The following is a 12,446-nucleotide window of genomic DNA, read 5'->3' on the forward strand; positions in this document are numbered from 1 at the left end:
TTCTTACATGACTACCAGGATCCTGCTAATATTGATTCCCACTTTATTATTATCCAATTTATTTGCTTATTGCCAAAAAAGATCAGTCGATTCGGTTCAATATGAGGGCGAGTTTTATTATAAGGTTCCACGGTCGAAGTTCGATCGATTAAGCATAGGTGATATAAAGTCAGATTATGGATATTCAGACAATGAAAGCCTTCCTAATGGTAAATGGATCCAATTTTACAATGAAGGAGATTACATCCCGGGGAGGATATTTAATTTACAAAACGATACTTTGAATGGGAATTATGTCGAAATATATGAAAACAGATTCGTTGCGGAAGAAGGAGCCTATTCGAATGGAAAAAAAACAGGTAAGTGGAAATACTGGTATCCCAATGGAGTGGTTAAAGAAGAAGGTTTTTATACCGAGGGTGAGGAAACTGGTGAATGGGAATCGTGGTATAGTGATGGTTCTTATAAGTATAAGGGTAAAAAAGGAATTCGTGTGGCGGAAAACGGATATGTGTTTAATATATATGTTGGAGCATGGAGGTGGTATTTTGCTAATGGCAAAATAAAGAATGAAGGGTATTATGATGACTTGGGATATGAAACTGGAAAATGGAAAAAGTATTATGAGAACGGACAGCTAAAACTTGAAGAGAATTATGTTAATGGAAAGCGCGAAGGAAATGCTATAAAGTATTACCCAAACGGACAATTTGAAAGTCGGTTTTTATATGAAAGAGGGAGCGGTTACTACTCTAAGTTAAAAGATTCAATATACACGGTCTATTATAACAATGGCCAGTTGAAAGAAAAAGGACCAATATATAATGGAATGCGGTTTGGTATATGGGAATCATGGTATGAAAATGGTCAGAAGAAGTCAAAAGGTAATTTTATATATAAGACATATACATTTTGTAGTACTGTACCAGTAGATGAGGCTTATCTCTTAAAAGAGGGTGAATGGACTTACTGGTATCCTAATGGGAAAAAAATGGCGGAAGGTGAATATGGATTTGGTAAGACTAATATAGAAACTAATTGTGAAGGTGGTGCGGATATTACAACTTTCTATACAACGGATGATTGGGAATTTTGGGATGAGAATGGGAAAGAGGTAAGTAAAAAGTATTTACTTGATAAAAATATTTGGGAAGAAGATCGCCAGCCTATGGATGGACTGCATTATATGTGGGAGCATTTTTTTGAAGAGGATTGGGAAGATTCCTTGCCTCCGGGTATGTAAAATCCTCGTGTTTCGTGCCCCTGTTGTTACTGGAAAATTTACCAAGCAAAAAACCCCGCTTCTTTTGTTCTCCCCTCCGACGGAGGGGTACGCCGTAGGTGGGGGGTGGGTTCCCAAAGAATAACTTATCTGAATCAATACAAAACTTAAAATTTTCCTCCAAAACAAAAAACCCCACTCATCGCGGGGTTTTTGTTCGTCAGTACGTTATTAATGTTTACTTTTGCTCTTCGCTCTTGTTCTCTTCGACAGGTTCCTCAGTCTTCTCCTCTGCCTTTTCTTCAGTTTTCTCCTCAGCTTTTACTTCAGTCTTTTCCTCGGCTTTTTCCTCTATAGGTGCTTCGTCCTTAACCTCGGCTTTAGGCTCTTCCTTCTTTGGTTCTTCCTTTGCTTTAGGTTTAGCTTCAGGCTTTACTTCTTCTTTCGGAGGATGATTTACTTCCGGTACGTCCTCGCCGATTATGTCTTCTATTCTAAAATCAACCTGCTCTTCTTCGAAGCTCCTTGTCTTTTCCTGTACGTCCTGTACGGAGAACTTCTTAGGCAGTTTGAATCTATCTATATATGCGTCGATATCGGACTGTTCCTTGTCTTTCAGGTATTCGATGACCGAGAGAACTATCTTCTTATTGTTCTTGTCGAACTCGATCACTTCCGCGTTCAGCTTGTCTCCGGGTTTGTAAAGCTCGCCGAAGTTTCTCACAGGACCTGTCGAGAGCTGTGAAGCCGGGATGAATGAGTCTATTACATCGGGAAGCTCCACGATGATACCTTTTTCTATAGGCTTTACAACTTTTACTTCCGTTTCAGTTCCTATCTTGTACTTATCTTCCATCTTATCCCATGGGTTGTCTTCTAATTGCTTCCTGCCGAGCGATATTCTCTGGTTAGCAACATCCACACCGAGAATAACGACTTCGAGCTCTTCACCCATCTTTACGAATTCGTTCACGTCGAGTATCTTCTTTGTCCATGAGAGGTCGGAAATGTGAACCAGTCCGTCCACGCCTTCCTCCAGCTCGACGAATACGCCGAAGTCGGTGATGTTGCAGACTCTGCCCTTGTGCTTTGTGCCGACCGGGAATTTCTCCAGCAGGCTCTGCCACGGATTAGGAGTCAATTGCTTCATACCGAGAGAAAGTTTCCTGTTCTCGATGTCTATGTTCAGTATCTGCGCATCGACCATTTGCCCCATTGTTACCATCTGGCTTGGGTTGGTGATGTGCTGTGTCCATGACATTTCGCTGATGTGTATCAGACCTTCGATACCTTTTTCTATTTCTATGAATGCGCCGTAGTCTGTGAGCGAAACAACCTTTCCGGAAACCTTGTCGCTGATCTTATACTTGGTTGCGATGTTTTCCCACGGATGTTTTTGAAGCTGTTTAAGCCCGAGATATACTCTTTCTTTTTCCCTGTCGAATTCCAGTACATAAACCTCTATGTCCTGGTCGAGATTTACTATATCGCTCGGGTGGTTTATCCTGCCCCATGAGAGGTCGGTTATGTGGATAAGACCGTCGAGTCCTCCAAGGTCTACGAATACGCCAAAGTCCGTAATTGCTTTTACGGTAGCTTTGAGAGTCATGCCCTTCTCGATTGTATCGAGGAGCTTCTCTCTCTGACCTGCCATCGCTTCTTCGATGAGAACCTTATGCGATACTATTATATTCTCGATCTGGTTGTTTATCTTGATGATCTTAAATTCGAGCACCTTTCCAACGTAATCATCATAATCCCTGATTGGCTTTGTGTCGATCTGTGAACCCGGCAGGAATGCTGTCAGACCGTTAAGGTCGACAATAAATCCGCCCTTGATTCTCCTTACGCATTTTCCTTTTATGATCTCGCTGTTCTCGTGGATGCTTACTATCCTGTCCCACATCTTAATAGAGTCGGCTTTCTTCTTGGATAGGATCAGCTGTCCTTCTTTGTCTTCGATCTTTTCGAGGAATATCTCTATCTCGCGTCCGATCTCCAGCTCACTCTGGTCGGAAAATTCGTTCACAGAAACCCGTCCGTCCGATTTGGAGCCGATGTCGATAAGCACGTCATCGCCATTGATGGCAACGATCCTGCCCTTTACCAGTTCGTTCTCCTTTATCTGGTTAAAGGTCTTTTCGTAGAGCTCCAGCATTTCCTGGTACTCTGCGTCGTCGTAATCTGTAGTTTTAAATTTAGTTGTTTTGATTTCGTCTCGTAATGGTGTGTCCTTCGGTTGGTCGTCTGTTTTCTTTTCGATAATATCTTCTTCTGTCAAAATTGCACCTCCTGTCCCGTCCTCAATTTTAAGGTTATCCCTCCGGGTAAAAAGGGTTTATTTGTTTAATCCCGGCTTCCGCCGGCTTTTTATAAAAAACTTGTCATCCTGAACCTTGTGCCGGACTTGATCCGGTATTGATTCAGGATCTAAACTTTAGTATTTATCCAGTTTGCAGATTATCTGCTTATACATGCAGTCGACCTGCTCTTCGATTATCATATTGGTTGTGTCTATCTCGATGGCGTCTTTAGCCTTTTTCAAAGGACTTTCTTTTCTATTGGTATCGATGCTGTCCCTCTTTTTAAGCTCGAGCACTATCTTCTCGAGCGGGATCCTCATACCCATGTCCCTGAAATCCTGCTGACGTCTTGCAGCGCGCGTTTTCAGATCGCAGACGAGAAAGAATTTTATGTCCGCGTTCGGAAAAACAACCGTTCCGATGTCTCTTCCGTCCATCACAACGCTGTTATCCTTTGCGTAATCCCTTTGTTTCTCGACCAGTATCTCGCGAACTTCTTTGATCTTGCTTACCGCGCTGACCTTGTTTGTTACATCGAGTGAACGTATCTCTTTGGTTACGTTCTGATCATTTAATAGAACTTCCTCCGGATCCAGCTTTATATCCGCGCCCCTGCTGAGATTTATGATCTCTTTTATGTTATTCTTGGGGTCGAAATTATTTTTTACTACCAGGTACGTGACCGCCCTGTACATCGCACCACTATCTATGTAAAGAGCTTTTAACTTATCTGCCAGTATTCTTGCTGAAGTACTTTTGCCGGTTCCCGAGGGTCCATCAATAGCTACTACAAAATTCCTCATTTAGATCTTATGCTAGTAAATAGTTATGTCTTTTTCGCCTCTTTTTTGCCGAAAGCCTTAAATATCTTAAATTTAAATACTATTTACAAGTTAAAAAAAAGTAAGTTCGCTGTCGCTCGGACTCTTTTGGGGCAATTCAAGTACATGTTAAATCATTTCATTAGAAGATATGTGTGTGGTTTGGGTAGTATTTTCTGAATTGATTTCCCTCACTTAATATATTATATTAAACATTCCATTTTTCAAAAATTTAGTCCAATCCTAACTACATGCCCGAAATTACCCAGATTCATTCACGAGAGATACTTGACTCCCGGGGAAACCCCACTTTAGAAGTAGATGTATTGCTGGAAACAGGAGCGTTTGGACGCGCTGCAGTTCCATCCGGTGCATCCACCGGTGAACGAGAAGCGGTAGAGCTACGCGACGGCGATAAATCACGCTACCTCGGAAAAGGAGTCCTTAACGCAATCAATAATGTAAATACCACCATCGCCGAAAAAGTCATCGGCATGGATTCACTCGACCAGGTCGGAATAGATAACCTCATGATCGAGATGGACGGAACGGAATCCAAATCAAAGCTCGGCGCGAATGCCATACTCGGTGTTTCGCTCGCGGTAGCACACGCGTCCGCGCAGGACACGGGACAGTCATTGTACCGTTACATCGGCGGAACCAACGCGAGGACGCTCCCCGTACCGATGATGAACATCATCAACGGCGGAAAGCACGCCGACAATAACGTCGACTTCCAGGAATTTATGATAGTGCCGGCGGGATTCGATTCATTCCGCGAAGCGTTACGCTGTGGTGCGGAAGTTTTCCATAATCTAAAGGACGTTCTCCACGGAAAGGGCTACAACACTGCTGTCGGCGACGAAGGCGGGTTCGCTCCGAACCTTAAATCGAATCAGGAAGCGGTAGAAGTCATCCTCGAAGCCATCACGAAAGCCGGCTACAAGCCCGGCGAGAACGTTTTCATTGCGCTCGATGTGGCATCCAGCGAGATGGTTACGAAAGATTCCGGCGGTAAATACGAGTTTTACAAATCCGGCATCCCGGCTAAGACCGCAGACGAGATGATTAAGATGTACGAGGAAATGGTGAACAACTACCCGATAATAAGCATCGAAGACGGAATGGATGAGAATGACTGGGACGGCTGGAAAAGCATTACTACCGCGCTCGGCGAAAAAGTTCAGCTCGTGGGTGATGACCTCTTCGTAACGAATTCGAAGATCCTTGCCGAAGGTGTAAGCAAGGGCGTTGCCAATTCTATTCTAATTAAAGTGAACCAGATAGGCACGCTGACCGAAACTCTAAACGCTATCGAATACGCAAAGCGAAATCGCTATACATGCGTGATCAGCCACAGGAGCGGGGAGACGGAAGATACGACTATCGCCGACATTGCCGTCGCGACTAACGCCGGACAGATAAAGACCGGTTCGCTCAGCAGGACCGACAGAATAGCAAAATTCAACCAGCTGTTAAGAATAGAGGAAAAGCTCGGCGCCGATGCCGTTTATCCCGGCAAAAAGGCATTCTACAGCATTAAACAATAACCAGTCATCAAATCATATAAATGAAACTTTCACAGTTTAAGTACCCAGTACCAAAGAACCTTATTTCGAAAATGCCGAAGTCACCGCGCGACGCAGCGAGGATGATGATACTCGACAGGGACAAACAGACAATCGACGAAGCGAAGTTTAAGAGCATAGTCAGCTACTTCAAAGAAGGCGACGTGCTGGTGCTGAACGATTCCAAGATCTTCCCGGCGAGATTATTTGGTACTAAGGAAAAAACACGCGCTAAGATCGAAGTGTTCCTCCTGCGCCAGCTCTCCGAAGACGAGAACATCTGGGACGTGGTCGTGGACCCGGCGCGTAAGGTGCGTATCGGTAACAGGATATTCTTTAATAAGACGCTGTATTGCGAGGTGATAGATAATACTACTTCACGAGGCAGGATAGTCCGCTTCAATTATAAAGGTGACTTCCGCAAGTATATAGAGAAGCTCGGCAAGATGCCTCTTCCTCCGTACATAAAACGCGAAGCGACAGAGAAAGATAAGAAGACATTCCAGACGGTGTATGCAAAGAACGTGGGTTCGGTTGCGCCTCCGTCGGCAGGATTCCACTTCACAAAGGAAATGCTCAACCGCATTAAGAAGAAGAAAGTCCACATTGTTACTCTTACTCTTCACATTGGACTGGGAACGTACAGATGGGTCGAGGTCGAGGACCTCTCCAAACACCGCATGGACTCGGAATATTACGAGATACCGAAAGAGACTGCCGAAGCCATTAACAATGCGATTGGCAGAAAGAAAAAGATATACGCCGTCGGCACGTCGGTTGTGAAAGCTCTCGAATCAAGCGTGATCACCGGTAAGAGCGTCCGCGCCGGAAAGGGCTGGACGGACAAGTTCATACACCCGCCTCAGCAGGTGAGAGTAGTGGACGGGCTTATCACTAACTTCCAGCTCCCGCAGAGCACACAGCTTATGCTTGTATGCGCGTTCGGGGACAGGGATTTTGTAATGAAGGCTTATAAGAAAGCGATCAAGGACAAGTACCGCTTCTACGACTACGGCGACGCAATGTTCATTCATTGATCAAGTATACAGCCCCGACTCCTCTATTTGTCATTGCGAGGAGCGGAGCGACGCGGCAATCTCGTTCCCAAATTCTCTACGAGTCGAGTTGTTGACCGATTTGGGAACGTCCTTACCTTAAAGATTAGAATCACTTATCATGCCTGAACAAAACCAACTCAGAGAGATTTACGCACTGATATGGCGCGCTAACGAACCCGACGAGACATTCAAACAGGAAGAATTCGACTCACGCATCCCGCAGCTGATGGAGTGGCTGAAAGAGCTTTACTCGAAAGGGAAGCTTGCCGGGTGTGGCGGCGGAGGTTTCGAAAATCACGCGGGCGGACTAACGCTACTAAATGCAGATAACATAGAGGAAGCGCAGGAGCTCTCGAAGGGCAGCCCGATGAACGAGATAGGGACTACCGAGATAATGATATGGGACATCTTCTACGCCGACCTCGTCGAAAGATCCCGTGAAGAAAAGCTGAAGTAAACTTCCTTCCTCATGGAATTACAAACGATATCCCGAACACACACCTCACGCCGTCATATTCGCCTATGAACTTGCATACATTCAGCGTTGCTTTACCGTCGCCGGAATGATCGACATATTCGTGTTTGAAAATGGGATTGCCGGTATCCCAGACAATTTCGTCATCTTTTCTCAAGCCTTCGGCGCTTAATTTCCAGACAAGCTCGTCGTCCTTTTTGCCGACTACGTTTTCGCCTGCAAGATCATTTATTACTTTGTTACCCCAGAGATAGGTACCGTCTTTATCTTTTACCCAAAATAAAAACGGCATTGAGTTGAAGATCTGAAATTCTGATGCTGTCATGATTGTGAGTTTTAAATTTGATGTATTAAGATAAGACTATTATAATACAGAATCAAAAAAAATTCTCACACTTTCGTAATTTGACTGACTAAAGTCTATTCATTTTTCTTTGTGCATCTTAGTGTCCCTTGTGGCTTAGTGGTTAATTTTTTCTTTATTATCCTTATATTTACAATAAATCAAGGATTTTTAATGCAATATAAAGTGATCATTCCGGCATCCGGTATGGGTAGCAGGTTCGGGGGAAAGACCCCGAAGCAGTTCATACGTCTGGGCGCTCAAAATAAGGAAGTGATCGCTTACACCATCGCTAAATTCCAATCCTTGAAGCAGGTGAGCGAGATTGTCATCGCGGCTCACGGGAGCTTCATCAAACGCGTAAGGAAGATCATTGATCAGAATAAATTTACCAAAGTAAAGAATGTAGTACCGGGCGGGAAGACACGCCAGCAGTCCGTTTTCAATGTATTGAAAGCGATGGACTGCCACAAGAACGACGTGATACTTGTCCACGATGCCGTGCGCCCCTTCATCACGCGGAGGAAGATATCCGAGATAATGCGCGAGATGAAACACCACAACGCTGTCATTCCCGGATTGAAGATAAATGACACGTTGAAAAGGGTAAGCAAGAATGATTATATAATAGGGACAATGTCGAGGGATAACACATGGCGTGTGCAGACACCGCAGGCATTCAAATACGGTCTGCTGATGAAGGCATATAACATAGCCAACAGGGATAAGTTCAACGGGACGGACGAAGCGTCGCTCATCGAGCACGCGAACTACAAAGTGAGAATTATCGAGGGCGAGCGCACGAACATTAAGATAACAACAAAGGAAGACCTGAAGGTCATCGACTATAATAAATTATTAAAGTAATTAAAAGTGTTATGAGTAAAAAAGGAACAATAATTTACGAGAAATTCGACAGCGAAATATTAAAAGGCAACCCGCTCGGCGACCCTTCGGAGAGGACGTTCCCTGTGTACCTGCCTCCTTCATACGAGGAGGGCGATACGCGTTACCCGGTGGTCTTTATGCTGATAGGGTTCACGGGGTACGGGCTGATGCTGATGAACCATTCTTATATGAGCGAGAACATAGAGCAGAGGTTGGACCGCCTGATAAGCGAAGAGATGATGAAAGAAATGATCGTGGTAATGCCGGACTGCATTACGAAATACGGCGGCAGCCAGTATATTAACTCCACCGCGACTGGTGATTACGAAGATTACATCATAAAGGAACTTGTTCCCTACATTGACAATAAGTACAGGACAACGGCGGACGCGAAGAGCCGGGCAGTGATAGGGAAATCGAGCGGAGGCTACGGCGCGACGGTGCTTGCGTTCAGGAATCCGGATGTTTTTTCGATGATGTGTTCCACGGCAGGTGACATGTACTTTGAATTTTGCTATATGCCGGAGTTCCCTCACTTTATCCCCGCGATAGAAAAGAAATACGGAAAGGGAGATGAGGGCGTTGCGAACTTCATTCGTGACGAGATAAACTATAGACAGCCCAAGCCGAAGTCATTTCATACATTAATAAATACTGTCGGGATGGCAAGCTCGTACTCGCCGAACCCGGACGGTTTCGAAACAAAGGGGTATAATTTCGACCTGCCATTCGATACGGTGACGGGCGAGATGAAGTGGGATGTATTCGCTAAGTGGAAAGAACACGATCCGGTAAATATGGCTGAACCGCTATCGGATAACTTACGTAAACTCAAACTGATATACCTGGATGCTGGAAAGAGCGACGAGTTTAACCTGAACATAGGGGCGAGGATACTTTGCGACAGGCTGGGCAAGCTGGGGATTTCGTATGTTCACGAGGAATTCGAGGGCGGACACTTCAGCGTGCAGTACAGGAACGACAGGAGCTTCGAGATAATAAGCGAGTATTTGGAGAAGTAATTTGCGTGTATTTTTGCTTGTACAAAAAGTAAATTAAGAAGTCATTTATATTGTAGTATTCTTGTGGTTATAATTTTTTAATATAAAAATTACATTTTAGTGGAACCGTTTGTTATATCGACGTGGAAACACGGAGTAGCTTCTAACGAGGCGGCATACAAGGTATTAAAAGAGGGTGGAAACTCTCTGGATGCCGTCGAACAGGGAGTGAGGGTTGCTGAGGATGACCCGGGCGTATTGAGTGTTGGATACGGCGGACTGCCGGACAATAAGGGAATAGTTACGCTGGATGCGGCAATTATGGACTGGAAAGCGCGGATAGGATCGGTGCTCTTCGTGGAGAACATAAAAAATCCCATCACGCTCGCGCGTCTCGTCCTGGAAAATACCGAACACACAATGTTAGCCGGGGACGGGGCGTACGAGTTCGCACTCGCGAACGGATTTATACCGGAGAACCTGATGACGGAGAATTCCATAAGGAAATACCACGAATGGAAATCCGAAAAGCGAAACAAGGCGGAAGAAGTTCACACAGACGATTTTAAACTAATACCCGACCCGAAACATCAGAATATAAATGAGGATGGGCATCATGATACGATAGGGATGGTTGCGATAGACAGCGAAGGACAGATTTCGGCGTCATGTACGACCAGCGGTATGGCGTGGAAGATGCACGGACGCGTGGGCGACTCGCCGATAATAGGAGCAGGGCTTTACGTGGACGGTGATGTGGGCGGAGCTGCGGCGACGGGGCGCGGCGAGGAGTGTATGAGGGCGTGCGGGAGTTTTTTGATCGTGGAGATGATGCGTGAAGGAAAGAGTCCGATGGAAGCATGCAGGATAGCATGCGAGAGGGTTTACAGATTGAATTTACTTTCATCGAAGAACAGGGACCACATTTACCAGGTGGGATTTATCGCGATAAATAAGGACGGCGAGTACGGTGCATACAGCGTGAGAGAGGGTTTCCAATACGCACTCTATAAGGATGACAAAAACGGGCTGTACGATTCCCAGTTCCTGTTAAACGAACAATTCGAAATAACAGACCTCTAAAAAAGATGACCAGGATCATCACAAACGGACTGGTACTAACATTAGACAAGGATAACAACGCCGGGGTATATAATATTGTAATAAAGGACGGTAAGATCGCGGAGATCGACCAGACGGGGAAACTGACACCCGATTATATAGCAGAAAATTACCCCGATGCGGAAGTAACGGACGCAACGGGCAAAATCATCCTGCCCGGCTTCGTAAATTCAAATCTAAACTCCTCATCACGGCTAAGCAAGATATTCTTTAAAAGGAATATTTATGACAGCCTCGCAAACAACATAAGCTTAGACCTGCTTTGTAATTATTTTAAAAACGAAAAGAACGTGGAGGAATTATACCTTTTGCTCAGATACAACTTCGCCAGGGCATTATTGGACGGGGAAGTCTCGCTCATCGAGGTATCCGAATGCCTTTCACATGAGTTTTACAAAAGTGTTCTCGAGCAGAATGAACACATAAACCCGGCGCTGATCCTATGCGCACCGGATTCTGCGATGAATGACTACATGGCATCCAAGAAGATCCCTCACTTTATCAGATTCGGGCGCGAGGATAATATGAATACATATTCCCTCAACGCGCTAAAAAAATACCTCGATGAAGATAATACCATGGTATGCTGTGACGTAATGAATTCCGAAAAAGCAGTGGAAGAGATAAAGGGTTCCTTTGGTAAATCGGCCGTAAAAATATTCGATGATTACGGAATACTCAGCGAGAAGGTGTTCTTCACAAATCCGGTCTATCTGACGGAGAGTGACAGGGATCTATTGAATGAAAAGAAAGCCGGAGTGATATTTAACACAACAGATTACATAAGGCTGGCTAAGGGAAGAATGGACGTAAACGCGCTTATGGATGACGGAGTGAACGTGTTCTTAGGAACAGGCTACCTGGGCAATAGTATACTTTCCGAGATCAAAACATTTTCGGAAATGTTTTACACGCCAAAGATAAAGTATTCGAATATATTAAAGATGGGCATTGCCAACCCGCTTTTTGCCGGGGGAAGCATCACATCTAACAGACCGGCTGACCTGGTGATGTTCTCACTTGGAGACATACGAAATTACATCAGTAGTCCCGAAACCGATGCCGAAAAGCTGTCGGAATTTATTATAGAGAATCTCACTACGAAAGATATATGTGAAGTGATGATAAACGGGGAGACCGTATCAGCTGATACATCAGACGAGCTGAATGAGAAAATTGCCGGCTTATCCGAAGAGATCTTCAGAGTGGGTAACTATTTCGAGTTCAAAGAACGCTACCTGATGAAGAAGAGGGTCGATGAACTCAAGCTTGGCAAAGGCAAAAAGACGGAGCAGAGCGCGGACATGTCCGAAATGCCTGTCGAGGAAACGTCGGCTGTCGATGATGGGTTCAGGATAGTAGGTGTGAAGAAGTCGGAGGATTACACAAAGGAGAGACCGCTTTTCGAACAGCAGCGAAGAAAAAATGTTTATCTTACGGAGATAACGTCGTTCAGAAGAGGGCTGTCGGTATTCTCGGAGAAGGTGAAAGAAGAGAATGGTTATGATGAGTTTACGGAGGACAGGGTTATGGAAAAGCCGGAAAAGGAAAATTATAATGTGAACGATTCGGATGGTAAAGAAATGAAGAGGATCAAGTTTGGTTTTTCGGATAGTGAGTAGTTTTGGATAAATAGATTATAGAC

At 44.8% G+C, this 12,446-nt stretch carries 11 protein-coding genes; 8 read left to right on the forward strand and 3 right to left on the reverse strand.

Going from position 1 to position 12,446, the window contains the following annotated elements; all coding sequences use genetic code 11:
• The first annotated feature begins 7 nt into the window (after positions 1-7).
• On the forward strand, positions 8-1,243 hold the full coding sequence (locus H6614_11375) for a hypothetical protein (protein ID MCB9244267.1): 1,236 nt from the start codon (positions 8-10) through the stop codon (positions 1,241-1,243).
• 217 nt (positions 1,244-1,460) lie between these two features.
• On the opposite strand, the gene rpsA is transcribed toward H6614_11375, so the two are convergent.
• Entirely contained in the window at positions 1,461-3,503 is a 2,043-nt protein-coding gene (gene rpsA, locus H6614_11380) for a 30S ribosomal protein S1 (GenBank protein ID MCB9244268.1), read from the reverse strand.
• 156 nt (positions 3,504-3,659) lie between these two features.
• Positions 3,660-4,328, reverse strand: coding sequence for a (d)CMP kinase (locus tag H6614_11385; GenBank protein ID MCB9244269.1), 669 nt, complete (start codon positions 4,326-4,328; stop codon positions 3,660-3,662).
• Positions 4,329-4,597: 269 nt separating this feature from the next.
• Here H6614_11385 and eno point away from each other — a divergent pair, with 269 nt between their 5' ends.
• The 3 genes from eno to H6614_11400 all read left to right on the forward strand — a co-directional run bounded on the left by eno (position 4,598) and on the right by H6614_11400 (position 7,429).
• Positions 4,598-5,896, forward strand: coding sequence for a phosphopyruvate hydratase (gene eno, locus H6614_11390; protein ID MCB9244270.1), 1,299 nt, complete (start codon positions 4,598-4,600; stop codon positions 5,894-5,896).
• 20 nt (positions 5,897-5,916) lie between these two features.
• The gene (queA, locus tag H6614_11395; GenBank protein MCB9244271.1) at positions 5,917-6,951 is read left to right on the forward strand and encodes a tRNA preQ1(34) S-adenosylmethionine ribosyltransferase-isomerase QueA; all 1,035 of its coding nucleotides are present in this window, start codon (positions 5,917-5,919) and stop codon (positions 6,949-6,951) included.
• 139 nt (positions 6,952-7,090) lie between these two features.
• Positions 7,091-7,429: a hypothetical protein gene (locus H6614_11400; protein ID MCB9244272.1), complete on the forward strand. Its 339-nt coding sequence runs from the start codon at positions 7,091-7,093 to the stop codon at positions 7,427-7,429.
• 10 nt (positions 7,430-7,439) lie between these two features.
• On the opposite strand, the gene H6614_11405 is transcribed toward H6614_11400, so the two are convergent.
• Positions 7,440-7,772, reverse strand: a complete 333-nt coding sequence (locus H6614_11405; protein MCB9244273.1) for a PAS domain-containing protein — start codon at positions 7,770-7,772, stop codon at positions 7,440-7,442.
• 192 nt (positions 7,773-7,964) lie between these two features.
• On the opposite strand from H6614_11405, the gene ispD reads away from it, so the two are divergent.
• From ispD to H6614_11425, 4 genes are all read left to right on the forward strand, one after another.
• Positions 7,965-8,657, forward strand: coding sequence for a 2-C-methyl-D-erythritol 4-phosphate cytidylyltransferase (gene ispD, locus H6614_11410; GenBank protein ID MCB9244274.1), 693 nt, complete (start codon positions 7,965-7,967; stop codon positions 8,655-8,657).
• A gap of 11 nt (positions 8,658-8,668) precedes the next feature.
• On the forward strand, positions 8,669-9,700 hold the full coding sequence (locus tag H6614_11415) for an esterase (protein ID MCB9244275.1): 1,032 nt from the start codon (positions 8,669-8,671) through the stop codon (positions 9,698-9,700).
• Positions 9,701-9,799: 99 nt separating this feature from the next.
• Positions 9,800-10,762 carry a N(4)-(beta-N-acetylglucosaminyl)-L-asparaginase gene (locus H6614_11420; protein MCB9244276.1) on the forward strand — a complete coding sequence of 321 codons (963 nt, stop codon included), beginning with the start codon at positions 9,800-9,802 and terminating at the stop codon, positions 10,760-10,762.
• Positions 10,763-10,767: 5 nt separating this feature from the next.
• The gene (locus H6614_11425) at positions 10,768-12,423 is read left to right on the forward strand and encodes an amidohydrolase family protein (protein ID MCB9244277.1); all 1,656 of its coding nucleotides are present in this window, start codon (positions 10,768-10,770) and stop codon (positions 12,421-12,423) included.
• Positions 12,424-12,446: the final 23 nt, after the last annotated feature.

Source organism: Ignavibacteriales bacterium, from assembly GCA_020635255.1.
GTDB lineage: Bacteria > Bacteroidota > Ignavibacteria > Tepidaquicellales > Tepidaquicellaceae > JAEYVS01.

Coding starts and splice junctions, on each gene's coding strand:
- H6614_11400 (MCB9244272.1), top strand. CDS start 7,091: ATGCCTGAACAAAACCAACTCAGAGAGATTTACGCACTGATATGGCGC.
- ispD (MCB9244274.1), top strand. CDS start 7,965: ATGCAATATAAAGTGATCATTCCGGCATCCGGTATGGGTAGCAGGTTC.
- H6614_11385 (MCB9244269.1), bottom strand. CDS start 4,328: ATGAGGAATTTTGTAGTAGCTATTGATGGACCCTCGGGAACCGGCAAA.
- H6614_11425 (MCB9244277.1), top strand. CDS start 10,768: ATGACCAGGATCATCACAAACGGACTGGTACTAACATTAGACAAGGAT.
- queA (MCB9244271.1), top strand. CDS start 5,917: ATGAAACTTTCACAGTTTAAGTACCCAGTACCAAAGAACCTTATTTCG.
- H6614_11415 (MCB9244275.1), top strand. CDS start 8,669: ATGAGTAAAAAAGGAACAATAATTTACGAGAAATTCGACAGCGAAATA.
- eno (MCB9244270.1), top strand. CDS start 4,598: ATGCCCGAAATTACCCAGATTCATTCACGAGAGATACTTGACTCCCGG.
- H6614_11405 (MCB9244273.1), bottom strand. CDS start 7,772: ATGACAGCATCAGAATTTCAGATCTTCAACTCAATGCCGTTTTTATTT.
- H6614_11375 (MCB9244267.1), top strand. CDS start 8: ATGACTACCAGGATCCTGCTAATATTGATTCCCACTTTATTATTATCC.